Annotated in this window: 18 protein-coding genes; 8 read left to right on the top strand and 10 right to left on the bottom strand. The window is 63.0% G+C overall.

What is annotated here, in order from left to right:
* Window positions 1-106: 106 nt before the first annotated feature.
* Window positions 107-1,858 (top strand): DUF342 domain-containing protein, encoded by a 1,752-nt coding sequence (locus JX325_RS03040; RefSeq protein WP_204789710.1) that lies wholly within the window; start codon window positions 107-109, stop codon window positions 1,856-1,858.
* A 67-nt stretch (window positions 1,859-1,925) separates the two neighbouring features.
* Here the strand turns inward: JX325_RS03040 and JX325_RS03035 are convergent, their stop codons facing one another.
* The 6 genes from JX325_RS03035 to JX325_RS03010 form a co-directional block, all read right to left on the bottom strand.
* Entirely contained in the window at window positions 1,926-2,882 is a 957-nt protein-coding gene (locus tag JX325_RS03035; protein WP_204789709.1) for a methyl-accepting chemotaxis protein, read from the bottom strand.
* A gap of 12 nt (window positions 2,883-2,894) precedes the next feature.
* Window positions 2,895-3,950 carry an FIST N-terminal domain-containing protein gene (locus JX325_RS03030; protein WP_204789708.1) on the bottom strand — a complete coding sequence of 352 codons (1,056 nt, stop codon included), beginning with the start codon at window positions 3,948-3,950 and terminating at the stop codon, window positions 2,895-2,897.
* Window positions 3,951-4,139: 189 nt separating this feature from the next.
* Window positions 4,140-5,135, bottom strand: a complete 996-nt coding sequence (locus JX325_RS03025; protein WP_204789707.1) for an ABC transporter permease — start codon at window positions 5,133-5,135, stop codon at window positions 4,140-4,142.
* Window positions 5,128-6,222, bottom strand: coding sequence for an ABC transporter permease (locus JX325_RS03020; protein ID WP_204789706.1), 1,095 nt, complete (start codon window positions 6,220-6,222; stop codon window positions 5,128-5,130). Before JX325_RS03020 ends, JX325_RS03025 begins: the two co-directional genes overlap by 8 nt.
* Window positions 6,219-7,757 carry an ABC transporter ATP-binding protein gene (locus tag JX325_RS03015; RefSeq protein WP_204789705.1) on the bottom strand — a complete coding sequence of 513 codons (1,539 nt, stop codon included), beginning with the start codon at window positions 7,755-7,757 and terminating at the stop codon, window positions 6,219-6,221. The genes JX325_RS03020 and JX325_RS03015 overlap by 4 nt, the downstream gene beginning before the upstream one ends.
* A 127-nt stretch (window positions 7,758-7,884) precedes the next feature.
* On the bottom strand, window positions 7,885-9,165 hold the full coding sequence (locus tag JX325_RS03010; RefSeq protein WP_204789704.1) for a BMP family ABC transporter substrate-binding protein: 1,281 nt from the start codon (window positions 9,163-9,165) through the stop codon (window positions 7,885-7,887).
* Between the two features lie 303 nt (window positions 9,166-9,468).
* Between JX325_RS03010 and JX325_RS03005 the strand changes: the two genes are divergently transcribed.
* From JX325_RS03005 to JX325_RS02995, 3 genes are all read left to right on the top strand, one after another.
* Window positions 9,469-10,245, top strand: coding sequence for an HAD-IIA family hydrolase (locus JX325_RS03005; RefSeq protein WP_204789703.1), 777 nt, complete (start codon window positions 9,469-9,471; stop codon window positions 10,243-10,245).
* Window positions 10,246-11,123: 878 nt separating this feature from the next.
* On the top strand, window positions 11,124-12,569 hold the full coding sequence (melB, locus tag JX325_RS03000; protein WP_204789702.1) for a melibiose:sodium transporter MelB: 1,446 nt from the start codon (window positions 11,124-11,126) through the stop codon (window positions 12,567-12,569).
* A gap of 35 nt (window positions 12,570-12,604) precedes the next feature.
* Window positions 12,605-14,821, top strand: a complete 2,217-nt coding sequence (locus JX325_RS02995) for an alpha-galactosidase (protein ID WP_204789701.1) — start codon at window positions 12,605-12,607, stop codon at window positions 14,819-14,821.
* 91 nt (window positions 14,822-14,912) lie between these two features.
* On the opposite strand, the gene JX325_RS02990 is transcribed toward JX325_RS02995, so the two are convergent.
* A complete protein-coding gene (locus tag JX325_RS02990) occupies window positions 14,913-15,812 on the bottom strand; it encodes an AraC family transcriptional regulator (protein WP_204789700.1) in 900 nt (299 codons plus the stop codon).
* A gap of 39 nt (window positions 15,813-15,851) precedes the next feature.
* A complete protein-coding gene (locus JX325_RS02985) occupies window positions 15,852-16,262 on the bottom strand; it encodes a NifB/NifX family molybdenum-iron cluster-binding protein (RefSeq protein WP_204789699.1) in 411 nt (136 codons plus the stop codon).
* Window positions 16,263-16,527: 265 nt separating this feature from the next.
* Between JX325_RS02985 and JX325_RS02980 the strand changes: the two genes are divergently transcribed.
* Both JX325_RS02980 and JX325_RS02975 read left to right on the top strand, forming a co-directional pair.
* Window positions 16,528-17,481 (top strand): nucleoside hydrolase, encoded by a 954-nt coding sequence (locus tag JX325_RS02980; RefSeq protein ID WP_204789698.1) that lies wholly within the window; start codon window positions 16,528-16,530, stop codon window positions 17,479-17,481.
* Window positions 17,478-18,386, top strand: a complete 909-nt coding sequence (locus tag JX325_RS02975) for a ribokinase (protein WP_204789697.1) — start codon at window positions 17,478-17,480, stop codon at window positions 18,384-18,386. Before JX325_RS02980 ends, JX325_RS02975 begins: the two co-directional genes overlap by 4 nt.
* Before the next feature lie 89 nt (window positions 18,387-18,475).
* On the opposite strand, the gene JX325_RS02970 is transcribed toward JX325_RS02975, so the two are convergent.
* A complete protein-coding gene (locus tag JX325_RS02970) occupies window positions 18,476-20,689 on the bottom strand; it encodes a helicase-related protein (protein WP_204789696.1) in 2,214 nt (737 codons plus the stop codon).
* A 174-nt stretch (window positions 20,690-20,863) separates the two neighbouring features.
* Here JX325_RS02970 and JX325_RS02965 point away from each other — a divergent pair, with 174 nt between their 5' ends.
* Window positions 20,864-22,210, top strand: coding sequence for an FAD-dependent thymidylate synthase (locus JX325_RS02965; protein WP_204789695.1), 1,347 nt, complete (start codon window positions 20,864-20,866; stop codon window positions 22,208-22,210).
* A 210-nt stretch (window positions 22,211-22,420) separates the two neighbouring features.
* Complete coding sequence (locus JX325_RS02960; RefSeq protein ID WP_204789694.1) at window positions 22,421-24,370, top strand: beta-galactosidase; 1,950 nt, start codon at window positions 22,421-22,423, stop codon at window positions 24,368-24,370.
* A gap of 151 nt (window positions 24,371-24,521) precedes the next feature.
* Here JX325_RS02960 and JX325_RS02955 read toward each other — a convergent pair.
* A partial coding sequence (locus tag JX325_RS02955; RefSeq protein WP_204789693.1) for a M56 family metallopeptidase occupies window positions 24,522-26,590 on the bottom strand: 2,069 nt, incomplete at its 5' end.

Genomic DNA, 26,590 nt, shown 5'->3' with positions numbered 1-26,590 from the left:
AAAATATATATTTGGAATATGGCAATTCCCTCTTCCCTTTGGGGTGAAAGTTTAGTATAATGGTATAGTAAAGTTATTTAGGCGCAGAAGAATCGAGGTGTCCCCCATGTCATTTAAGGACAAACTATCATCCTTCCTATTCCATCCCAAAAAAGAAGAACTGCCGGAGGAGGCCCTGCCGGAGGAGCTGGAGCGCACGGCACAGGAGATCCCGGAGGCTCCAGCGGCGGCCCCCGACGACCCCACCCGGCTGGAAATCCCCTCGGACCATCCCATCCGCCAGCTCCACGAGCTGCGGCAGAAGGAAAGCGGCGCCCTTCCCTATCCGCATTTATGCATGGACGAGGACGGCGTGCTGCCGCCTGAGCTGCTGGAAAAGGAGAAGAACCGGCTGCAATCCTCCTTAAAGAGCGTGTGCGGCACCCGGTGGAAGGCGGCGAAGGGCCGGACCCGGGGCAAGCACAGCAAGAAAAAGGCGGAAAGCGAGGCGGCGGCAGAGGCCCCGGAGGAGCAGCTGATCATGGACGCCCGTCCCTGGTTCTACCTGTCCTCGGATAAGATTTACGCCTGGATGCTGATTTTCCCGCCTGTGGGAGCGGGAGCGGAGGTAAGCCGGGATATGATTTACCAGGCCCTGGCGGCCCAGAACATTTCCTTTGGCCTGAACACCGCCCTGCTGGACCGGGCGGNCCACGATCGGGACCGGTATTTTAACCTCTACCTGGTGGCAATTGGAAAGCCCGCTTTTGACGGGCGCAACGGCAACATCGTGGACAATTTCCCCCGGGAAATTCAGCGGGTGCTGGAGGTAAACGAGTTCGGCCAGGTGGACTACACCGCGCTGAACCTTATCTGCAACGTGGAGGAGGGGCAGGAGATCTGCCACCTCATCCGCCCCACCGAGGGCGAGCCGGGCCGGACGGTGACGAACCAGGAGGTCCCCGCCAAGAGCGGGAAATCCGTTCCCCTTCCCAAGGGGCGGAACACGGAAATCAGCGAGGACGGGGACACCCTCATCGCCTCCATGCCGGGCCATGTGGAGTTTGCCGGAAGCACCTTCCAGGTCAAGCCGGTGCTGGACATCGACGGCGACGTGGATTTCTCCACCGGAAAAATCAAATTCGTAGGCGATGTCAACATCAAGGGCGACGTGCTCAGCGGCTTCACCGTCAAGGCCATGGGNAACATCNATGTGGGCGGCGTGGTGGAAGCCGGAAGCANCGTGGAGGCCGGCGGCGATTTGACGGTGGTCAAGGGCATCCTGGGGGACGGCACCACCGTCATCCGGGCCGGGCGGTGCATCTTCGCCAAGTACATTGAAAACGCCACCATCTTCGTCCGGGAGAACTTGCAGACGGACTGCATCGTCAACGGCCGGATTTACTGCGACGGCGAGGTGATTCTCCGCTCCGGCCGGGGCAGCNTCATCGGCGGGCGGGTCTGGGCTGCCAAGCGGGTCAACGCCAGCGCCGTCNGCGCCAAGTCGGAGGTCAAGACCTCCATTGCCTTGGGAGGCATGCCCTGCGCCACACTGGAAAAGGATCTGGTCCGCAAGAAGCTGGTAAGNCTGGCGGCGGAATTGGAGCGGCTGGAGGCCCAGCTGGACAGCCCGGCCAAAGCCAGCCTCATGGGCAAGGTCCGGATGAAGATGTCCATGTCCGAACTCCGGCTGAAGCAGCTGGAAGAGGAGCTGGACAGCGCCAGGGAGGACTTGAAGGACCAGGACGGCGGCCGCATGGAGTGCGGCGTGGCCTACGCGGGAACAGAGATCAACATGGGCGACGAGTTCCTCCGCCTGCGGCAGGAGACTCACCAATGCGTCGCCAAGCTGCTGTGCGGCGAGATTGTGCTGATGTAAAAGCCGGGAAACACGAAAAACAGGCGGCGGACGCTTCACGTCCGCCGCCTGTTCTGCTGTCTTCCCGTTATTTTCCAGAGCGCTCTCCCGCCTCCATGTCCTTGATAAAGGGCCGAATCTGGGAAATCATGNTGTCCATATCCTCAAACATGGCGCTCTTCGTGGTGCCCAGGCGGCTGGCCTGGTCGATGTGCTTGACGACCTCCTGATATTGGGCCTTGATCTGGTCAAAGAATTGGCAAAGCACCGCCAGCTCCTGCTGGGACATCTGAATGACCCCGGAGATCTCCGTCTGCACGGAGGCAGAGCTTTCGGCAGTGGCTATGATCTTGCGGAAGCTCTCGTCGGTCTGGCCCACGACGCCCACGCCCTGGTTCAGGGTCTGCTGGGAGGACTGGATGCTGCTGCTGAGATCTCCGGCCCGGGTTTCCACGTCACATACGCCGGTGTCCACCTCGCCNGCCAGCTGCTTGATCTCCTTGGCCAGCTCCTTTACCTGGGCGGCCACCACGGCGAAGCCTTTTCCCTCCACCCCGGCCCGGGCCGCCTCAATGGAGGCGTTGATGGCCAGGATGTTGGTCTGGTCGGCGATGGAGACGATTTTCCCCATGCACTGCTGGATGCCCCGGATGGCGGACTGAAGGTTTCCGAAGATGTCCGCCATCTCGTCATAGGACGCCTGGATTTTCGTGGAGGTGTTTTTCAGCTCCTCCATCAGCCCCTGGGCCTCGAGGACCGTGCCGCCGATTTCCGCCCGGACGTGGGCGAACTCTCCCGCCACGCCGTCAATGTTGGCGAAGGACTGGCCCAGCTCCTGGAGCTTATCCTGGAAGTGGTCCGCCTCGCTCAGCACGCCGGAGAAGGTGGAACCCACCAGGCTCAGCTCCGAGAGGGAGGCCACCTCCTTTTTCACCAGCTCCCGCTGGTATTCCTTCAGGCTGTCTGCCACGTGGAGGACCGGGTAAAGGCTCTTTTCCTCCTGAGGCCGCTCCGGCTCCCGCCGGTTCTTTCCCGCGAATAACATCCCGACTCCCCCTTACTCAAAGACCGCGCAGGTCATGGACTGGTTGACAAAGCGGTTGTTGTAGTGCTCTCCGTAGCCCACGAGGCCCGCGTGGCAGCCCAGGGCCCCCATCTCCCGGAGGTAGGTCTGCATGTAGCCCCGCTCGGAGAACAGCTTATACCGGAACAGGCAGTTGACGGAGAACACCGCCGAGCGCCGGGGGAACTCCCGCTGAATCTGCTGGATGGTGTTCCGGGTGATGGCCTGATAGTCCCCCAGCTCCAGGAGGATCAAAACGTCGGAGTCGTTGACCTGCCGGAAGCAGGCCAGGGCGTTTCCGTTGACCTCTTTGATGGAGATGATGCAGGTGTCGTCCCCGTTGATTTTGCCGAAGGGGTTCTGGAAGGTCCGGGTNAGAATTTCCTCGTNCGTTACGTGGAGGATGCTCTTGTAGACCTGCTTGGCGGGCTTGCCGTTCAGGGAGCCCAGTATGTAGTTGGCCCGGTCCGTGTCGGAGGCGATGAAGCGGTAGTCCCCCAGCTGGTGGTAGATGTTTTCCTTATAGGTCTTCACCCGGCCGCCCCGGTTCCGCACCAGGCCGTAGGCCACGGCGTCGGCATACACCCGGNCGTTGGCGGAGACCCGGCCCTCGCCGCCGGTGCCCCCCACCAGGGGGACGCCCCGCTTGTGGAGGACGGTGTGGATGGTGGTCAGCACGCAGGCGTCATTTCCGGCACAAAAGTCAATGCACACCGTGTCGCCGCCGGTGCCTCCTACCGCCTGCATATCCCGCTCCATCCGCTGGATATACTTCACCGGCATGGCGNACACTTCCTCTAAAACGCCNGCGGCGGCGGTAACGCCTTCGGNAAAGGCGATGACGNCCACGCCGTTTTCCACCACGCCCAGCTGGTAGCACATCCCGATGCAGCCGATGCTGGGCACGCCGGGAAAGCGCTGCTCCAGGGCCTTGACATGGGCCTCAAACTGGTTGTTGTTGGATAAAAGCATGATGAACTCAGGATTGCGCAGTCCGCTGAGGGCCTCGTCCAGGTTTCCCCGCTGGCTCATTCCATAAAATTGTTTCATGACACGATCGACCTCCTGCCATAATTTACAGCGGGATTAATATACTGGAAAGCGCCCGGTATGTCAACATTGTAAACGCTTTAACTGGAAAAATGGCACGAAAAAAGGAAAAACCGGCGGCCTTACAGGCGCGGCGCGGAGCCGGCCCGTAAGGCCGCCGGTCTTCACAAGCTCCCCAAAGAGGGGCGCTTACCGATCCTCCCGGAAATAGGCCAGCCCCAGGCTGGCGGGGGGCTGCTTCTCCTTGTTGTTGCGCATGCTGGAGACGATCAGCACAATCACCGTCACCACATAGGGCAAAATCTTGTAGAGCTGGGTGGGCACAAAGGGCAGCACCAGNCGCAGGTACAAAATCATCAGCGCGCCGAAGAGCACCGAGCCCCAGATGGCGGACAGGGGCCGCCACATGCAGAAGATCACCAGGGCCACCGCCAGCCAGCCCACGCCGCTGAGCCCCTCATGGTTCCACACGCACCCGGCGATGGTCATGATGTACACCATGCCGCCCACAGCGGAGATCCCGCCGCCGATAACGGTAGCCAGGTATTTGTACCGCTCCACGGCGATGCCCGCCGCGTCCGCCGTGGCCGGGGACTCGCCCACCGAGCGGAGATACAGGCCCGTCCGGGTGCGGTTTAGGAAGAAGAACATTCCGGCCGCCAGAATGAGCCCCAGGTAGAAAAACACGCTGTTGCCAAACAGCACGCCGCCCACAATGGGGATCCTTTGGAGGGCCGCCGGGAAGGGGGAGTTCTGGAAAAATCCCTTCAGGGCGTTGCCGATAGAGATATACCCGTTCTCCCGGACCCGCATGTACTCGCCCACGAACTGGCCCACGCCGGTGCCGAAGATGGACAGGGCCAGGCCGGTGACGTTCTGGTTGGCCCGGAGGGTGATGGTGAGGAAGCTGAAAATCAGAGAGNCCAGGGCCCCCGCCAGAAAGGCGCAGAGGATGCCGATGCCCACGGCCACGAAGCCGCTGGCCCCGGCTCCCGCCGCCTTCTCATAGTAGAACACGCCCCCCAGGCCCAGGGCGCCGCCCATGAACATGATGCCCTCCACGCCCAGGTTCAGGCTGCCGGACTTCTCCGTCAGAATCTCCCCCAGGGTGCCGAAGAGCAGCGGCGTGCCGTAGGTGATGGCGGCGATGATGAGGGCCAGGAACAAGCTCAAAAAGTTACCCATGCCGCGCCTCCTTCCTCCCCGCGCCGCGGAAAATCAGCTTGTAGTTGATGAAGAACTCACAGCCCAGCATGCAGAACAGCAGGATGCCGGTGATGATGTCGGAGATGGAGGTGGGCACCGCCATGCGGGTCTGAAGAGTCTCGGCCCCCTTGCTCAAAACCGCCAGCAGGCCGGAGATGCCCACCATGGCGAAGGCGTTGAGCTGGCTGAGCCAGGCCACGGTGATGGAGGTGAAGCCCACGCCTCCGGCCACGCCATCGTACAGCGTGTTGTTGGCCCCGGAGGCCACGATAAACCCGACGATGCCGCTGATGGCCCCGGAGAGGAACATGGTCCGCATCATCACCCGGCCCACGTTCATGCCCGCGTACCGGGCGGTGTTGATNCTGTCGCCGATGACCGCGATTTCATATCCGTGTTTTGTGTGGTTCATGTAGATGTGCATGAAAACCACCAGAACCAGCACGATGATCCAGCCGCAGTGGACCCCCAGCACCCGGGGGAGGCAGGCGGCCTCGTCAAACTGGGGAATGATCTGGGAGCCCTTCCGGCCCTCCCAGGGCCCGCCTTGGAGCCAGCGGACCACGCCGATGATNATATAGTTCATNATCAGGGTGAAGAGAGTCTNGTTGGTGTTCCACTTGGCCTTGAAAAAGGCGGGGATCAGGGCCCAGAGGCCCCCGGCCAGCGCGCCCGCCAGCCCCATCACCAGCAGCAGCACGGGGGAGGGCAGGCGGTTTGCCCAGAAGAGGGCGAAGTAGCTGGCGGCGATGGCCCCGGCGGTGATCTGGCCCTCCGCGCCGATGTTCCAAAAGCGCATCTTGAAGCAGGGGGCGATGGCCAGGGCGCAGCCCAGCAGTGGGACCGCGATCTTCACCGTCTGGCGGACGGCGCTCTTTTTCCCCAGGGCGCCGGAGATCATGGTGCCGTAAGCGGTGACGGGATTGGCCCCCGCCAGGCCCATTACCAGGGCCCCCAGCAGCAGGGCGAAGAGGATGGACCCACACCGGATGCACCAGACCTTCCAGCCCTCCATGCCGTCCCGCTTGGCAAGGCGGATGAGGGGAATCTTTTNCTCGTGGCTCATGCCTCTGCCTCCTTTCCGCCCAAGGCGCTCATCAGCAGGCCGATCTGCTCCTTGGTGGCGGACCGGGCGTCCACCACGCCGCTGACCTTTCCGCCGCAGAGGACCAGAATCCGGTCGCACAGCTCCAGCAGCACGTCCAGGTCCTCGCCCACGTAGATGACGGCCACGCCCTTCATNTNNTGTTCCGTCNGCAGATTATAAATGGTATAGGAGGTGTTGATGTCCAGACCCCGGACCGCGTAGGCGGTCATGAGCACCGAGGGGGCGCTGGCGATTTCCCGGCCCACCAGCACCTTCTGCACGTTGCCGCCGGACATCCGGCGGACGGGGAANTCCGTGCTGGGGGTAACCACCTCCAGCTNCTTCCNCACCCGCANGGCCAGCTCGTTGGGGTCCTTCNGGTTGAGGAAGACCCCCGGNCCCTTTTTCCAGGAGCGGAGCATCATATTCCCCGTCATGCCCATAGAGCCCACCAGGCCCATGCCCAGCCGGTCCTCGGGGACGAAGGCCATGGCCACCCCGGCCTTGCGGATCTGCATAGGGGTTTTCCCCACCAAATTGGCGGGGGCCTGCCCGTCAGGGGTGTAGAGAATTTCCCCCTGGCTGACCAGGCAGAGGCCGGAAATGGCCTCCAGCAGCTCCTTCTGGCNGGACCCGGCAATNCCNGNCACNCCCAGGATCTCGCCCCCCNNGGCNGTGAAGGACACGTTGTCCAGCTTCTTGACCCCCTCCCCGTCCAGAACGGTGAGGCCCTTGACCTCCAGGCGCTTCACCGGCCGTTCGTACCGGGGGCGGTCGATGTTCAGGGTCACGGCGTGGCCCACCATCATGTCCGTAAGGGCCTGGGGGCTCGTCTCGCTGGTTTTCACGGTTCCGATGTACTTTCCCTTGCGGAGGACGGACACCTTGTCGGAAAGGGCCATGACCTCGTGGAGCTTGTGGGTGATGATGACGATGGCTTTCCCGTCGGCCTTCATGGCCCGGAGCACCTCAAAGAGCTTGTCCGTCTCCTGGGGGGTGAGGACGGCAGTGGGCTCGTCCAAAATCAAGATGTCGGCCCCCCGGTAGAGGACCTTGACAATCTCCACCGTCTGCTTCTGGGAAACGGACATGTCGTAGATTTTCTGGCCGGGATCGATGTCGAAGCCGTACTTTTCGCAGATAGCCCGGACCTNTTCCTCGGCGGCCCGGATATCCAGCTTCCNCGGCTCCTCCAGCCCNAGGANGATGTTCTNCGCGNCGGTGAACACGTCCACCAGCTTGTAGTACTGGTGAATCAGGCCGATGCCGCACGCAAAGGCGTCCTTGGGGGAGCGGATGGAGACGGGCTCGCCGTTTACAAAAATCTGGCCCTCGTCGGGGAAGTAGATGCCGGAGAGCATGTTCATCAGCGTGGTTTTTCCGCTGCCGTTCTCCCCCAGCAGGGAGAGGATTTCCCCCCGGTTTAATTGCAGGTCGATGCCGTCGTTGGCCACCACCTCGCCGAAGCGCTTGGTAATGCCTTTTAGCTCAATGGCGCATACATTGTGTTCCAAAAAACGCTCATCCTTTCTAAGAGGTCCCGGCGGGGGACTGCGCTTGCGCCGGGCGGAGTCGGGATGGAGTGGAAAAGAACAGGGGCCCCCGCAGGGGCCCCTATCAAGTTCTTTTGTTGAGACTGAATCAGAACGCGGAGTTCAGCCACTCGATGCCGTCAATGGACAGGGCAAAGTAGGGCGCGGACTGGAAGTAGGACTCGTGGAAGGCCCCGTCGAACACGGCTTCCTCGGAATCGGGAGTGAAGTCGCCGTCGGTGTCCAGGGCGAAGGCGCTTTCCAGAGCCTTACCCTCGATGGTGAAGGTGGAGGTGTCGAAGACCTGGAGATCGCCGGTGCGGAGCTTGTCTTCCACTTCCGCCAGCTTCTCGGCGGTGCCGGGGGCGGCAATGGCTTCGTTCAGGTCCGTCATGACCACGGCGTCCATGTCCATGCCGTGGCACCAGTCCTGGTCAAAGCTCTCTCCGTTGGCCACGGACTCGATGGCGTACTCGAAGTAGGGGGCCCAGTTGATCCGGGTGCCGATGAGGGAGGCCTCGGGGGCGACGGAGATCATGTCGTTGTTATAGCCCGTGTGGAACACGCCCTTGGACTGGGCCGTGGTGGCGGGGGTGGTGTTGTCGGAGTGCTGGGAGATCATGACGCAGCCCATATCCGCCAGGGCGGAAGCGGCGTTGGCCTCTTCCGTGGCGTCGGACCAGGAGCCCACGAACTGGACCTTCATGGTGACGCTGGGGCAGACGCTCCGGGCGCCCAGGAAGTAAGAGGTGAAGCCGGAAATAACCTCGGCGAAGGAGAAGGCGCCAACGTAGCCGATGACGGCCTGATCGGCGGAAATTTCCCCGTCGNCAATCATNTGCTGGAGCTTCATGCCCGCCACGATGCCCGCAAGGTACCGGCCCTCGTAGATGTTGGCGAAAGCGTTGTGGGTGNTGTCNAGATTGTCGCCCCAGGAGGCCTGGTTGGTGCAGGCGATGAACTCGATTTCGGGATAGTCGGGGGCCACCTTCAGCATGAAGGGCTCGAAGCCGATGGAGTTGTTGATGATGAGGTCGCAGCCCTCGTCCGCCAGTTCGATGTTGGCGTCCTCGCAGCCGGAGTCCTCTCCGATGTTCCATTTGGTGACCCATTCCACGGTGATGCCCTTGGCGGCCAGGGCNTCGGTGGCGGCCTCCTTGCCCCGGATGAAGTTGTAGGTGTAGCCCTGGTCGTTTTCGTCGCCGATGCAGATGAGGCCCACCTTCACGGTTTTGCCCTCGGCGGGTTCGCTGCCGGAATCGGCGGGCGGCTGGGTGTCGGCGGGCTTGGACTCGTCCGCGGGCTTGCTGTCTTCGCCTCCGCCGCCTCCGCAGGCGGTTAGGCTCAGGACCAGAATCATAGACAGCAGCAATGCAAGAAACTTCTTCATACTGGTTTTCCTCCTTAATAAAAATGTGTATGGAAAGCAGCGGGGCCAAAACTTCTCCCCGGCTGATCTGATTATACAGGAAATGGGAGAAAAGTTCAATCGCTTTTTCAGCTTTTTGGGAATTTAAAAAGGAGCGCTGCCGGTTTCCGGCTGTTTTTACGAATCGGACAGCGGGCAAAACGGCGGCCGGGAGGAAACTTTTCCGGTTTTTCTTTGACAAAGCCGCCGGAATGTGGGATACTTCAAGAAGAGGAAACCATATTACCCAGGGCTCCGCGCCCCTGGAGGAATCGGGAGTAAACCATGGATCAACTGAGAAAGAAAAAAGGNTTTATCTGCGACATGGACGGCGTGATCNATCACGGGNATNAAGTGCTGCCGGGCGTGAAGAAATTTGTCCAGTGGCTGGCGGAGGAAAAGAAAAATTTCCTGTTCCTCACGAACTCCAGCCAGTACACCCCCAAGGAGCTTCAGCAGAAGCTGGCCCGGATGGGGCTGGAGGTGGACGAGTCCCACTTTTACACCAGCGCCCTGGCCACGGCCCACTTCCTGGACAGCCAGGCCCCGGGGTGCAGCGCCTACGTAGTGGGCGAGCACGGAATCACCAACGCCCTGTACGACAAAGGCATCACCTACAACGACGTGAACCCGGACTATGTGGTGGTGGGGGAGTCCTCCGCCTATAACCTGGAGCAGATTACCAAGGCCATCNGCCTGGTAAACGCCGGGGCGAAGCTCATCGGCACCAACCCGGACCTGACGNCCCCCTCGGAGGCGGGAATCGTCCCGGCCTGCCGGGCCCTCATCGCCCCCATTGAGCTGGCNACGGGCAAGAGCGCCTATTTCGTGGGCAAGCCCAATCCCCTGATGATGCGCACCGGCCTGCGGATGCTGGGGGTCCACTCGGAAAACGCCGTGATGATCGGGGACCGGATGGACACGGACATCATCGCGGGCATTGAAACCGGCCTGGACACCGTCCTGGTGCTCTCCGGCGTATCCACCCGGGAGACCTGCGAAGAATACCCGTACCGGCCCAAGTTCATCCTGAAGGGCGTGGGGGAGATCCCCGGGAAGTAAGAACGGGGCGGGATTTTGCCGCAAAACGCCGCCCCTCCCCAGAGCCGGCGCGGCGCCTGGACAAAAAAGGAAGAGGGAAACGAACCCGTTTCCCTCTTCCTTTTTTCAGCTGTCTGTGCCGGACGCTCAGGCGTGCCGGTAGGCCTTGCGGCAGAACATGCCGCCCGCCGTGCTCCGGTTCTTCCGGGCGGCCTCNTGCNTGCGNAGGCGGTCGAATCCATCCTCGACCCCGGCCTTATTCATATTGGAAGTGAGCATCAGGCTGCCAAAGCAAAGGGCGCCGGCTTCATCAAACATCTTCTGAAACATGGTGATATCCTCCTGTTTCCTGGAAGGCTTCCGCCNTCCGCGTCGTTGTTGGTAGGTTCCCTCCGGTTTCGCGCTCCCCGGAGGATGGCCTTAGTATAGCCTTCCCCCCTGCTCTTGGCAAGAATCAAACTGGGCAAAGTTTCCTGGCGCGCCGCCTCGAAATTATACTTCTTGCACAAAAAAATATGCGATTTTCCGTTATTATAACCAATTCTGGTTTGCAAACGCCGCACATGTCCAGAAAGCGGGGGAAGTCGGAATCTATTTAACATTTCAACTGTTTTCGAAAAGCGGAGAGATAACATTCCTCATCTTTTTGGAACTGGAAAATATAGTCACTTTACACCAAAAACTGACATTTTAGTCCGCAATAATTGAAGCATATGTCGTAATATTGTACAAAATTCAAGCCGTCATTTTGACATTCAATGTTTGAAACTAACATATCCTCCGTTCTTTCAAACATATTTCCATCACATTTTCCCGGTTCTTCTGCTAAAATCAGATATAGAAAGACGGAGGGCCCGCCGTTTCACAAAGTATGCATGAGAATGAAGGAGGAACCCACAATGACAACCCCGGACACCCAGACCAGACGGCTTCCCGCCAGCCAAAAGTACGCCTTCGGCATCGGCGCCATCGGTAAGGATGCCATCTGCAACCTCGTCGGCGCCTTCCTGATGCTGTACATGACGGATACCCTGGGCCTGAGCGCGGCCTTTGCCGGCGTGCTCCTCGGCGCCGCCCGGATTTGGGACGCCGTCAACGACCCCATGATGGGCATGATTGTGGACAACACCCACACCCGGTACGGCAAATTCCGTATCTGGCTTATCATCGGCACCTTGATCAACTCCGTGTTCTTCATCCTGCTTTTCACCACCTGCGGCATCACCGACAAGGGGACCCTGATGGTCTATGTGTCCGTCATGTATATTCTCTACGGCATGACCTACACCATCATGGACGTGCCCTACTGGTCCTGGCTGCCCAACCTCTCCAGCGACCCCCGGGAGCGGGAGTCCATCTCCGTTGTCCCCCGCATCTTCGCCTCCATCGGCGGTTTCCTGGTGTGCACCTTCGGCTTGAACCTCATCAACTACTTCAATGAAATGGCCGGGGACCAGACCGTCATGCAGACCCAGGACAACGGCCAGGTGCTGAACATCTCCGTCNCCGGCTTCACCTACGCCGCCGTGGCCATCGTGGTGCTGTTCATCGTCTGCATCGGCATCACCTGCGCCGTGGTCAAGGAAAAGCCCACCGTGGGAGAGGGCAAGGCGGAAAAGACCAGCCTCAAGGAAGCCTTCGCCATCATCATCAAGAACGACCAGCTGGTGGCCTTCATCGGCCTGCTGCTGACCTTCAACCTCTGCACCCAGATTCTGAAGGCCTTCGCCGTCTACTACTTCAAAGAGGCCTGCGGCAACGCCTACCTGTACTCCATCTTCGGCTATGCCATTATCGCCGAAATGGTGGGCCTCTTCCTCTTCCCCAAGATCGCCAAGAACATGGAGCGCGAGAAGGTCTACCTTCTGGCCTGCGCCCTCCCGGTTGTGGGCCTGGTGCTGCTGTTTGCCCTGGGCTATGTGGCTCCCTCCAGCACCGCCGNCGTCATCGCCTCCTGCGCCTTCATCTTCTTCGGCTCCGGCCTCTCCCTGGGCACCACCACCTGCTGCATCGCCGACGTCATCGACTACGGCGAGCTGAAATTCGGCAAGCGGAACGAGTCCGTCACCTGCTCCGCCCAGACCTTCCTGATGAAGGCCGCCTCCGCCGTGGCCGCCACCCTCACCGGCGTGGGCCTGGACGTCATCGGCTACAATTCCGAGGCCTCCGGCGCTCAGTNCGCCGGCACCATCATGGGCATCCGCTTCCTTATGTTTGCCGTGCCCATCNCCCTGGCCATNCTCAGCTTCCTGATTTACAAGACCCAGTACAAGCTGAAGGGCGCGCGCCTGGACCAGCTGACGAAGGACGTCAACGCCCTCCACGCCAAGCAGGGCCGGAAGTAAGCCCAATACCGTATACCGCATAAGGAGGACCCTTTATGAGCATCGCCTACCACGAGAGCACGAAAACCTTCCACCTGACCAACGGTCAAATCAGCTACATCATGAAGGTGCTTCCCAACGGGGCCCTGGGGCAGCTGTACTTTGGAAAGGCCATCCGGGACCGGGAGAGCTTCGACCACCTGCTGGAGATGAAGCACCGCCCCATGAGCTCCTGGGTCTTTGAGGGGAACAAGCTCTTCTCCCTGGAGCATACCCGGCAGGAGTACCCCTCCTACGGCTCCACCGACTACCGCCACCCCGCCGTGCAGATTCTCCAGCCCAACGGCAGCCGGATCACGGACTTCGTGGTCCAGTCCCACATCGTCACCCCCGGCAAGCCCGCCCTGGAGGGCCTGCCCGCCACCTACTGCGAGTCCGGCAGCGAGGCCGAAACCCTCACCGTCCGTCTGCGGGACGAGCTGCTGGGGGTCTCCCTGGACCTGAACTACACCCTCTTCGCGGACCGGCCGGCGCTGGCCCGCTCCGCCCGGCTGGTGAACGAGGGGGATCTGGACCTCCACCTCACCCACGCCATGAGCCTCTGCCTGGACCTTCCCGACCGCGACTATGAGTTTGTCCACTTCTCCGGGGCCTGGTCCCGGGAACGCTGGATGAAGGTCCGGCGTTTGGAGCAGGGCATCCAGTCCGTGGAGTCCGCCCGGGGCAACTCCTCCCACAACCACAACCCCTTTGTCATGCTCCGCCGCCCCGGCACGGACGAGGACCAGGGCGAGGTCATCGGCCTCTCCCTCGTCTACTCCGGCAACTTCCTGGCCCAGGCGGAGGTGGACACCTGGGATACCACCCGGGTCACCCTGGGCATCAACCCCTTCGGCTTCGACTGGAAGCTGGCCCCCGGAGAGTCCTTCCAAACTCCCGAGGCGGTGATGGTCTACTCCCATGAGGGCATGAACGCCATGAGCCGCACCTTCCACCAGCTCTACCGCAGCCGCCTGGCCCGGGGCCGGTGGCGGGACAAACCCCGGCCCATCCTCATCAACAACTGGGAGGCCACCTACTTTGACTTCACCGAGGATAAGCTGGTGACCATCGCCGAGGCCGCCCACAAGGACGGCGTGGAGCTCTTCGTCCTGGACGACGGCTGGTTTGGCGCCCGGTGCAGCGACTTCGCGGGCCTGGGGGACTGGACCCCCAACCGGGACCGCCTGCCGGAGGGCCTGGCCAGCCTGGCCCGGCGGATCAACGGCCTAGGCATGCAGTTCGGCCTCTGGTTCGAGCCGGAGATGGTCAACAAGGATTCCGACCTCTACCNGGCCCACCCGGATTGGATCATCCACGTCNCGGGCCGCCGGGAGTCCCATGGCCGGAACCAGTACGTGCTGGACTTCTCCCGGCCCGAGGTGGTGGACTGCATCTATGACCAGATGGCGAAGCTCCTCAGCGAGGCCAACATCTCCTATGTTAAATGGGACATGAACCGCAGCATCTCGGAGCCCTTCTCCGAGGCTCTGCCCCCGGACCGGCAGGGAGAGCTGTTCCACCGCTACATCCTGGGCGTTTACCGCCTCTACGAGCGGCTGACCGCCNGCTTCCCCCATGTCCTCTTCGAGTCCTGCTCCTCCGGCGGCGGGCGGTNTGACCCCGGCATGCTGTACTACGCGCCCCAGTGCTGGGCCTCCGACGACTCCGNCGCCGTGGAGCGGCTGAAAATCCAGTACGGCACTTCCTACTGCTATCCCATCAGCTCCATCGGGGCCCATGTGTCGGCGGTGCCCAACCACCAGGTAAAGCGGATCACCCCCTTGGCCACCCGGGCCAACGTGGCTCACTTCGGCACCTTCGGCTATGAGCTGGATTTGAACAAGCTCACGGCGGAGGAGCGGGAGCAGGTCCGGCAGCAGATTGCCTTTATGAAGGAGTACCGGGAGGTTCTCCAGTTCGGCGACTTCTACCGGCTCCGCTCTCCCTTCGACGGGAACTTTACCTCCTGGATGGCGGTGAGCGGGGACAAGAAAACCGCCCTGGTGGGCTGGTACCGGACGCTGAGCGAGACCAACGGCTCCTGCCGCCGGGTGAAGCTCCGGGGCCTGGACCCGGATCTCTGCTACCAGGTGGACGGCGGCGGGACCCACTATGGCGACGAGCTGATGAACCTGGGCCTTGTGACCACCGACAGCGGCGCGGGCGAGTGCCAGCCCGGCGAGCGGCCCATCTGCGACTTCGATTCTCACATCTTCGTGCTCAAAGCGTGATTCTCAGCGGACCTTGGGTCCGCCCTCCATCCCCCTATAAAGCCGATCCGGGCCGCCCCATAGGGCGGCCCGGATCGGCTTTGTCTCAAATTCACGGGGCGGCGGGCTCCTCCGGCGCTTCCGCCAGATGCTCCAGGCTCCGCAGGGCCCGCTCCCGGTCCCACTTCCGGTACTTGACCGGCGTGATGCCGAACTGCTGCTTGAAGGCCTTGGAAAAAACCTGGGGGTCCTGATAGCCGCAGCTCATGGCGATGTTGGCGACGGACGCGTCCGTCAGCGTCAGCTGTTCCTTGGCCCGGGTCAGGCGGAACTGGGTCAGGCACTCCTGGGGGGAGACGCCCAATATCCGCCGGAACAACGTGAAGAGATAGGTCCGGTTCAATGCCACGTAGCCCGCGATGTCGGAAACCGTGATGCCGTTGGCGTAGTTGTTCCGAATGAACTCCATGGCCTGGTGGATATACAGGTTTTCCCGCTCCCGCTTGGTGAGGCGGCGCTCCGACTCCCGGGAAATNCNCTTGGCANGGCAGNCGAAAAACCGGCACAGCAGGGACTGGAGCATAAAGTCCGCCTCCGTGTCGGACTTGTTGTAGGTCAGCATGGACTCCACCAGCTTCAAAAGCTCCCCGCCGTCCTCGCAGCGGAAGGTCAGCTGGCCGTTTCCCAGGCCCAGGCTCCGCAGGCAGCTCTCGCACTTGGCCCCGTCGAAGCCGATCCAGAGGTAGGTCCAGGGGTCCTCCTCGCCGGCCTGGTAGAAGGTCTGCTTGTTGGGCTCGATCAAAAAGCCCTCTCCCTTGTGCAGGGAGAATTCCTGGTCCTCCACCCGGTAGATGCCGCTTCCGTCCAGAATATAGTGCAGGAGATAGTTGGGCCGGACCGCCGGGCCATAGCTGTGCAGAGGCTCGCAGCGGGCATGGCCGCAGTAGCAGAGATAGAAATCGGAGAACTTCTGATACTGCTTTTGCAGGTGCAGCACATAGCTTTCTTCCATCGCGCCTCCCCCTTATCCATTGGCGTGGATACGCGGCCTTCAGCCGCCGCAGCGTCCGCTGTTTCCGGCGCAGCCGTGGTGGTCCTCTCCGCAGTGTCCGCGTTCCCCGTGGTGGTCGTGGCGGCCGCACCGGACCTCNGCGCTGTAGTCCAGCGTCCNCGCCAGAAGGGCCCGCACCGCCTCGTCCGCCCCGCCGGTGACGCCGCCATAGAGCCGGATTCCCGCCTGGGCCAAGGCCTCCTGGGCTCCCGCGCCGATGCCGCCGCAGATCAGCGTGTCCACCTCCAGCCCGGAGAGAAAACCCGCCAGGGCCCCGTNGCCGCTTCCGGCGGGGACGGCAATCCGCTCCGCGGTAATCCGCCCGTCCTCCACGTCGTAAATTTTGAATTGGCCGCTGTGGCCGAAGTGCTGGAACACCTGGCCGTTCTCATAGGGTACCGCGATTTTCATGTGCAACGCTCCTTTTCCAATTTGCGCGGACAGGCCGCCGCCTTCCTGCTTTTTCTATTGTAGCCCGGAACCGGCGGTTTTGCAAGTCACTATGAAACAAGATAACCGCCCATAAATTCGCGGAGGACGCCGCGTTTACCGGCGCCCTGGAGGCCTGCCAAATTAAGGGGAGGGACCCCATTTTGCCGTTGCAAAGAAAAAAGGAATATGTTACCATAAATGTGCCAATGCGGAAACGAAACCGTTTGGGAAGGGAGAGGCACCTATGATACGACAAAAGATCATCTGCGACTGCGACCCCGGACATGACGACGCCGTCGCCCTCATGCTGGCGGCGAACAGCCCGGGGCTGGAGCTCCTGGGCGTCACGGTTGTNGCGGGGAACCAGACTCTGGACAACACCGCCCGGAATGCCTGCCGGGTATTGCAGTGGCTGGGCCGGGAGGATATTCCGGTCTACGCGGGCTGCGGACGACCCATGGTCCGGGACCGGATAACGGCGGGGGACATCCACGGCGAGACGGGTTTGGACGGCCCGGTCTTCCCGCCTTTGCGTAAAGCGGCGGAGAAGGAACACGCGGTAAGCTTCCTGGCCCGCACGCTGCTGGCCTCGGAAGGAGACGTCACCGTGGTCACCACCGGGCCCATGACGAATTTGGCCATGGCCCTGCGGATGGAGCCGGGCGCGGCGGAGAAAATTNGGAGGATCGTTTTGATGGGCGGCTCCTATACCAACGGAAACGTCACCCCGGCGGCGGAGTTCAACATCCTGGCGGANCCGGAGGCCGCCCATGTCTGCTTCACCTCCGGCCGTCCCATCACCATGATCGGCCTGGATGTGACGANGAAGGTCCTCTGCTACCCNNCCATCGTGGAGCGGATGGCGAAGGTGAACACCTGTGCCTCCCGGCTGTTTGTGGATTTGATGAAGCATTTCTGCAAGGCGCAGAAGGAGGTCTTCGGCTGGGAGGGCGGCCCCCTCCACGACCCCGTCACCATCGCCGCCCTGATGGACCCGGCGCTGGTTGCCGTCAAGCCCATGAACGTCCGCATCGACCTAGGCCGCGGGGATTCCTATGGGCGGACAAACTGCGACGCCTTCGGGTACTTAGGCCTCCCCGCCACGGCGGACGTGGCTGTGGACATCGACGTGGAGCGCTTCTGGGACATCATCGAGGGAGGACTCCGCCGCTACGGTGAAACGGAGGCGGGGGCATGAGGGTTCTCAGCTTCGGATCGCTGAACATCGACTATGTCTATGAAGTTCCCCGTTTCGTGNGCGGNGGGGAAACCCTGTCCGCCCTGTCCCTCAGNCGGTTCAGCGGCGCAAAGGGCTTGAACCAGTCCGTGGCCCTNGCCCGGGCGGGACTGGAGGTCCGGCACGCCGGGGCGGTGGGCCGGGACGGCCTGTTTCTCCTGGAGGAGCTCCGGGCGGCGGGAGCCGATACCGGATATGTGGAGGTCCTGGAGGACGTCTCCACCGGACACGCCGTCATCCAGCGGACCCCGGCGGGGGAAAACTGCATCCTGCTCTACGGCGGGGCCAACCGCCGGATCACCCGGGAACATATCGACCGGGTCCTCTCGGACNTCGGCCCCGGGGACGACCTGGTCCTGCAAAATGAAATCAGCGAGCTGCCCTATCTGGCGGAACAGGCCAAAAAGCGGNACATNACCGTGGCCCTGAACCCCTCCCCCATGGAGGAGGGCCTGCTGTCCCTGCTGCCTTCCGCCGGATATCTGATCCTCAACGAAATCGAGGCGTCGCAGCTCCNGCGGGGCTTGGGAAAGCCGGTTCCCGAAGCAGGAGAGGCCCTGGCGGAGGCGCTGGCGGAGGCGCTTCCCTCCTCCGCGGCTATCGTGCTGACCCTGGGGCCTCAGGGTTCTCTCTGCGCCGCCGGGGGACGCCTTATAAGACAGGCGGCGGNTCCCGTCCGGCCCGTGGACACCACGGCGGCGGGGGACGCCTATACCGGCTTTTTCCTGGCCGGGGCCCTCAGCGGGCGGGGCGTGGAATGGGCCATGGAATACGCCTCCGCCGCCGCGGCCATCGCCGTCAGCCGGCCTGGGGCCGCACCCTCCATTCCCTCCCGGGAGGAGGTCCTGGCGGAGATGGGCGGCTGACATGATATTATTTCTGAGTTTTAAGCTCGGAAATAGTACAAAACGGGGCGGAGCTGCCGCGGCAGCTCCGCCTCTCACTATTGCACCCGTCAGCCGGGCCTCCGGGCCCGGTTCTTCCGTTCCCGCTGATAGCACTCGTCGCAAAGCCGCCCCCGGTGATACAGGGGCAGGGCCTTTCCGCANACCTGGCAGAAGCGGATGTTGTTCCGCAGCCGGTGCAGCAGGATTTCGTTGATCGCGTCCGCCACCTGCTCCCGGCTGTCATAGAGACGATCCTCATCTACCGGACAGCCAAAGGTCTTGGNAANGGAGTAGTAGAGATCCAGCTTCCGGTAATACTGCTCCAGCTCCGGCAGGGTGGGGTCCCCCTCCGGAAGGCCGGGCTGGTCGACGTCCTCCCCCTGCTGCCAGCGGCGCAGGAAGGAGAAGAACAGATCCCGCAGGGCCTCCTCCGACTCGTCAAAGGGGATGTTGGCCGCTTTTAGCTCCTGCTCCCGGGTGAGGGTGAAGCCCATCTCCCGCATTTTGGAGATGATGGTGATATACCGGGTGATGTCCAGCTTCCGGTAGGGCTCCACCGTGGGCATCCGGTTCCACTCCGTCAGTACCTCCAGAAGATCGAACTCCGCCTGAAGCACCAGATCGGAAAAGCCCGCCACGGCGTAATCCAGGGGCGGGACGACTGCCTCCAGCCCCGCCCGGATAATGGGCAGGCCCTGGACAGCCCCCACATAGCCCTTGNTGTACATGCCNAAGCGCCCCGCCCGTCCGGCAATCTGGCGGATCTCCTCCGGCTTCAGCTCCCGGCGTTCCACGCCGTCGAANTTCTCCGTCNCCAGGAAGATGATTCGCCGGATGGGCAGGTTCAGCCCCATGCCGATGGCGNCGGTGGAGACGATATACTCCATCTCCCCCTTTAAAAAGCCCTCCATCTGCCGCCGCCGGGTGGAGTAGGGCANGGCTCCGTAGATGATGGCGGGCTCCTTCCCGCTTTGGCGGAGGTCCTCCGCCACGCTGAGGACCCCCACCTTGGAGAAGGTGATGAGGGCGTCCCCCGGCTGCACCCGGTGGTAGTCCACGGTGCGGGTCATGCAGATCAGCGGCGTGGTCCGNTTGTGGCNNTCCACCTCATAGGTGTCGCCGCAGCTTTCAATCAGGCGGATCAGCAGATCCTCCGCCTCCGGGGCGGCACAGAGGTGAACCTCCGGGGACAGCACCCCCAGAATGGCCCGGGTCCAGGCATAGCCCCGCTGTGCGTCGGAAATCATCTGGCATTCGTCGATGACGGCCACGTCGTAGTACCCCCGCATGTCCAGCTTCTCGGCGGTGGCGGCGGTGTGGGTGTCCCAGGTGCGGGCGTCCTCTTCCTCTCCGGTGGTGAGGCTGCAATCCACCCCCGCGTCCANAAGGGTTTCCTGCGCCTCCAGAGCCAGCAGGCGCAGGGGGGCCAGGNATACGCCGCTGCGGGCCTGCTTGAGGCGCTGGAACCCGGCGTAGGTCTTGCCAGTGTTGGTGCCCCCCAGGTGGAGCGTAAAGTGGCGGCGCATCGCCCGGGCCTCCGGGTACTCGTCCTTGGGGTTCAGGGCGATGAGGAGGGACAAGCTGGTGCGGATGGCCTGGGGCACGTACCACACGGACCAGACCGCCGTCAGCCCCTCCTTCACCAGAAGGTCCGCCGGGAAGCCCGGCGCGCGCAGCATCGGCGAAAGGTCCGCCTCCGGCTGTGCGGCGGCCAGATCCTCCAGCGCCCGCCCGGCGGAGGCCAGCAGCACTTGCGGATACCGGCCTTGGACCTTGCGGACCAGGGGCGCGCCCTCCCGCTCTCCCATCCAGCCCCCGGCCTTGAGAAAGTTTTTCAGCACTATGGGAAGGCTCTTGCTGTCTCCCCGCTCTTCCAGGGCCAGAAACTCCTTTATCCAGCCCTGGGCCCGGGAGGAGGCCAGGCTGCGCCCCTTGGCCACCCCCGGCAGCAGGGCCAGCAATCCCCGGTGAATCAATTTCGCCAATATGGCGGCGTCGGAGGCCGTCTCCTCCAAGCCCCCATCCTCCCAGGCCTGGGACAGCAGCTTACAGGCGTTCCCCGCTCCCTGGGCGGGGGTCTTCCGGGGCTCGATTCTCCGGGCCTGAAAGTGAGGGTGCTCCTCCGCCGCCTTCACCAGCTTTTTGTTCCATATCCGGCGGCGGCCGCTCTCCGTCTCCTCATATTCCGGCGGGGGAAGAAGCTCCCGAATCAAGGCGTTGGTCCAGCCCCGGCTCTTCAATGTGGCGGCGGACCAGTTTTTGGCTGGGCGGCGTCTGGGCACNGCGCTTCCNCCTTTCCTTCTCGAAACGCGTCGATTCTTATGGATAGTATAGCCCAAATCCGGCAAATCTTCAACGGCGGATTTTCCGGCCCCGCCGGGGCGAGAGAAATGGGTGGATTTTCCGTCGGATTTATGGTATAATCGGTAATCAATAACGCAAAAAGGGGTATCGACATGGAAAGGGAACCGCACGCCAAAATNATCAGCCGCAACGCTTATGGCGAGGAGGTCTGCGCCGGCGCCGCCCGCATCTCCACCACCGCCGGGGACGCCCAGGCGATCTTTGAAGACGCCCGGGGGAATTCCAAGAACCGGGCCCTCATTGGGAAGGTCCTGGCCTCCGGCCACAAGTCCCTCATTGAGCACGCCGTCTTCACCATCGCCCTGCGGGACGTGTCCGTCTTTGTGGAGCAGTTTTTCATTGAGTTCCGCCTGGCCTCCTTCACCGTCAAGTCCCGGCGCTACGTGGACTTCAGCCGCCTGGGCTACTACATTCCCCCGGAGCTGGAGGGGGAGGATCTGGACCTGTACCGCCGCTATATGGACGGGCTCTTCGCGGCCTATGGGGACCNTCTGGAGGCCGGAGTCCCCCGGGAGGACGCCCGCTTCCTCCTGCCCTACGCCTTCCACAGCAACTTCTACTGCACCCTCANTGCCNNGGAGCTGGGCCGGCTCCTCTGTGAAATCCGCTGTCGGGGCCGGGACGTCCCGGAGCTGCTGGCCCTGGCGGACGAGCTCACCGGANAGTTGGAAGAGCAGTTTCCCTGCCTGCTTCCCGAGCTTTGTGAGTCCTTCGAAGACNCCCCCGCCGGGGAGGCCTTCCCCCTTCGCTGTTCCTCCCGCGAGCCCGTCTTCCTCGCCCGGGGGACGGCGGGGACCGTCTCCCTGCTTCGCGCCCCGGCGGAGCCCATGAAGCTTCTGGAGGCCGCCCACCGTGTTCAGCACCCCGGGAAGCCTTTGGACCTGGCCGCCCTGTCCTCCTCCCGGCGGCNCCGGGAGCTGGAACAGCTGGCGTATACCTTTACCGTCTCCGGCATCACCNTCTCCGGCGNCACCCACCTGGTCCGCCACCTGATGCAGTCCATNNTCGTTCCCNCCATTCAAANCGTAGACCACAGCNGNGTCATCNTCCCGGACTCCGTCGCCGCCGATCCGGCCGCGCTGGAGCGGTATCAAACGGCTGTCCGGGACGCCCATGACCGGCTTCTCCAGATCCGGGAGCGCCCCGCCCTGGAAAAGCTCCACTACTACTTTGCCCTCAGCGGGAACCTGNTGGACGTCATGACCACCATGAACGCCCGGGAGCTTCAGTGGTTCATCCGGCTGCGCTCATGCAGCCGGGCCCAGTGGGAAATTCGGGATATCGCGGTGGATTTGCTGCGCCAGCTCCGGCGGAGCTTCCCCGAGCTCTTCGGCCGCTTCGGCCCCGCCTGCTTCTCCGAGGGCCGCTGCCCCGAGGGGCGGCTGACCTGCGGGCAGATGGGCGATGCCGTCCGGCGGTTCAAGGATCTGGAAGCCTGAGAAAACCGGCGGGGACCGTGACGGTCCCCGCCTATCCAAGCTCTCCCGCCGCCGGCGCGGCCGGGGACCCTGCCGTGCTTCCGGGGCGGACTGCCGCGGCTTTGGGAAAAATGAGCCGGGTGAACCCTTGCAAGGGCCGGGGTTATCTGCTATAGTGGGTTCCAAAATAAAGGGGGCGGGTNGCGCCCCGTGAGAAAGGAGCGGCGCGCGATGCTGCTGGGCGTTGACTACTACCCCGAGCAATGGGACCCCGCCCTGATGGACGCCGATATGGACGTCATTCGGGAGATGGGGGGCGATACAATCCGGATTGCCGAGTTCTCCTGGCATCTGATGGAGCCTGTCGAGGGGCAGTATGACTTTTCCTTTTTTGACCGCGTCATTGCCAAGGCCAAGGAAAAGAACTTGAAGGTCATCCTGGGCACGCCGACCGCCGCGATTCCGGCATGGCTTGCGAAGAAATACCCGGATATCCTCTCCCGGTTTGAGAACGGACAGCCCCGGGCCTTTGGCGGACGCCACGTCTGCTGCTACAACAGCCCGGAGCTGTATGCGTATTCGGAGAAAATCATCCGGGCCATGGCGGGCCATTACCGGAACGAGCCGCAGATCGCCGCCTGGCAGGCCGACAACGAGCTGGGCCACGAGGGAAGCGACCTTTGCTGGTGCCCCCGGTGCCGGGAGGCGTTCCGCCGGTATCTCCGCAAAAAGTTCGATGGGGACATTCACCGCCTCAATGACGCCTACGGGACTGCCTTCTGGTCCCAGGAATACAATGAGTTTGACGAGATTCCCCTTCCCGCTCCTACCATCACCACCCATAATCCCGCCCTGCGGCTGGACTGGGAACGGTTCCGGAGCGAAATCCTTTGCAATTTCNTGGNCNTNCAGGCCCGCCTGATTCGGGAGCTTTCCCCCGGGGCCGTGGTCATTCACGACTTCCCCGGCGGGGGTCTGGACCGGCGCTTTGACTACGCCCGGGCCGCCAAAAGCCTGGACGCGGCGGCCTATAACAACTACCCTGTCTGGGGCGGGGAAAAGGAACCCCTCCCGCCCCACGAAATCGCGTTCGGCTTGGACTATATCCGGGGGCTGAAACGGCAGAACTTCTGGATTACCGAGGCCATCATGGGGGCCCAGGGCCACGACGTCACCGGCTACCTCCCCCGGCCCGGCCAGGCGAAGCTGTGGTCCTGGCAGAGCATGGCCCACGGCTGTGAGTCCCTGCNGTATTTCCGCTACCGGGGTGCGGCCAAGGGGGCGGAGCAGTTTTGCTGCGGCATCCTTGACGCGGACAACCGGAAGGGCCGGAAATTCTATGAGGTCCAGAGCTTTTTCCGGGAGGTTTCCCGTTACGCCCAGGCCCTGGAGTCCCCCATGCGCGGCGAGGCGGCCATCGTCTATGACTACGACTCCCTGGCCTCCTTCCGCATCCAGCGCCAAAGCCTCCTGCTGGACTGCCCGGGCGAGATGAAAAAGCTCTACAAGGCCTTCTACGACCGGAACGTCTCCGTGGACGTTATTCCGGCGGAGGCGGACCTCACGGGCTACAAGGCGGTCCTCCTCCCCCAGCTCACCGTCGTCAAGCCGGAGTTCCTGGCCAGGGCGGAGCGGTTTGTCCGGGAGGGCGGCACGCTGGTCCTCACGTACCGGACCGGGGTGAAGGACCCGGACAACAACCTCTTCTTTGGGGAGGTCCTGCCGGTGGGCTGGGCCGGGCTTGCCGGGGTGACGGTGGCGGAAACGGAGAGCCTCCAGGAGCGGAACGCCTTCCCGGTCGTGGGCGAGGGCGCGTTTGCCGGAACGGAGGGCCGCGGCGGCGTCTTCCGGGACATGCTGGAGGTCCGGGACGCCGAGGTCCTCTACCGTTACGGCGACCCCTTCTACACGGACTTCGCCGCCGTCACCCGGAAACGGCACGGGCCCGGCGCGGTATACTATTTCGGCTGTTCCCTGGACGAGGGCATCATCTCCAGACTGACGGAAACCATTTTGTCGGACTGCCGTATCGAGGGCGTTCCCTCCCCCGGCGGTGTGGAGATCGCCGTCCGAGGAGGGCCGGAGCAGAAAATCCGGATGCTGATGAACCACAACGCCTTTGAGACGGAGGCCCTGGGCGTAACGCTGCCGCCTTACGGCTGCGTGGTCCAGACGCTTTAAGGAANAGCCCCGTGGTGGGCCAAATGCGTCCCGTGCCTGCCGCCCGCAAACGGGCGGAGCTAGAGCAGGCCGTCAACTCGCTTCACCCTTCCGCCCAATAGGAAAAGGCCCGCCGGGAGGCGGGCCTTTTGTGACGGTCTTTCGGCAGCGGTCAGGTCTGGATGTCCGTCAGCCGGACCGGCTCCCCCTCCAGGGTGACGTGCAGGGGGGCGTTGTCCGGGAAGGAGAGAAGAACATAGCCGGAGTCCAGCTTTTTGAGCTTATGGATGTTCACCCGCCAGCTCCCATCCTCCCAGGTGGGCTGCCAGGCGTACAGCCAGGGGAAGCCGTTGCAATAGAGATATTGCCGCCCTTCGGAGTGGATGACGTACCAGGTCTTGATGGCGCATTGATCCATGGCCTTCCGGGCGGCGGCGGGGAGCTCCTCCGCCGTCATGGCCCGTGCGTCGGGATTGGCGGCAAGGTCCGGGGGATTTCCCTGCTTCAGTGTCAGCGAGATACTGCCCTTAAGGTTCCCCAGGTCCCCCTCCGGGGCATGGNGGAACAGGCGGTAAGATCCCGGCTTTACGGNCTCGCCGTCGAACACAAAGTCCGCCGCGCAGCGGAGCTCTCCGTTCGTCCGTTTGTTGGAGACGCTGTAATAGGTTACGTCCTCAGGGCTTTGCTCCATGCCGCAAAAGCCGATCTTCATGCGTCCANCTGTNTCCGCCGTCACGNNNTAANGAATCCGATCCCCTTGGGACAGAATGTATTCCCCCAAATATACCCAGCTGCCGCCCTNCATCCGGGTCTGGTTCACAGGAATGGTGACATCCATGCCGCCCTCCTCCAGATCGTCCCAATCGCCGAATAGTTCCTCGACCTCCGCTTTGGTCATTTCCCGGACGGACCGGATTTTACCGTCCGCGCCCCGCTCCACCTTGAGATCCAGCAGGCCCTGGGGATTCGTGTCCAGGGTCACACAGGAGGCGTCGGGGCGGGAGTCCAGGAAAATCCGGACCATGTGCCCCTGGTAGTAATAGACCCGGCCCTCTTTGGTGATTCCGGCGGCCTTGTATTCCTCGGCCCGTTTGGCCTCCAGCTCCTTTTCCAGGGCTTCTAATTCCTCGTCCCGGTCCANTGCTTTCAGCAGGATGGAACAGAGGGCGGCGTTTTCCTTGGCGGCCCGGGCGATCCAGGCATCCAGCGTGTCCTCGTCCCAATCCAGCTCGTCCCAATCCAGATGGTTGACGAGAACGGAGAAGAAGGCGCTGCTGCCGTCCTCATAGGCCCGTTCCAGGAAGGCCGTTTGTTCCTCCTGACTGAGGAAGGGAACCGCAATGCTGAACGCGGCGACATCGCCCTCCTCATAGCTCCGCTCTGCCAGGAGGGCGGACCGGAGGCGGAGATTTTCGCTCGACGACGCCTGGGCGGAAAGCGGCGGCAGGGCTGTTCCCTTGACCGGGCTTGCGCCCCGCTTGGCGGGCCCGGTGTAGGCTCCCGCCGCGGCGGCTCCCGTGGTCAGTGCCGCCGCCAGGACCAGGGACAGCAGGGCCGTCCATCTGGAAGGTTTTTTGAAGTTCATGATCGCGCTCAACCTCTCTTTCAATAATTCCGCGCTCTCGCCCAGGGACACGGAGCCCCGGGCGGCACGGTATCCGCCGCCGGACTCCAGAGCCCGGAGCAGGGCGTCCCCATAGGACAGGCGCTCCTCCGGCTTCAGGCGGCGGAGCACCGCTTCGTCACAGGCCAGCTCACAAGCCCGGTCAATCTCCCGGGCCATGACCCAGACCAAGGGGTTCCACCAGTGGAGGCACACGGTGAGCTGGACCAGCCACTTGTACAGCAGATCCCGCCGCCGGTAATGGGTCAGCTCGTGGAGGGCCGTACAGCGAAAATCCGCCTCGCTCACCGCCGCCGAGGGCAGGACGATCCGGGGCCGGAACAGCCCCAGCAGCATGGGGGAGGCGGCCAGGGGATTTTCCCACAGCTCCACGGGCCGCCGGACCTTCAGCTCCTCCCCGGTCCGGGCCAGCAGGTCCAGCAGGGCGGGGTCGGAGACCTCCCGGCGTCCGGCCCGGAGACAGCGGAGAAAATGCAGGTAGGCGCTTACCCTCCACACCATCAGGACCAGCGCGCCGCCCAGCCAGGCCAGGGCCAGCGCCTCCGCCGGGGAAATCCCGGCGGACGCCGGGTCCGGCGGGGGAACGGAGGGCTGAGGCGGAGGGAGCGGCTTTGGGG

The sequence above is a fragment of the Oscillibacter sp. CU971 genome (assembly GCF_905219725.1).
GTDB lineage: Bacteria > Bacillota > Clostridia > Oscillospirales > Oscillospiraceae > Oscillibacter.
This window is presented reverse-complemented; position numbering and strand designations above follow the sequence as displayed.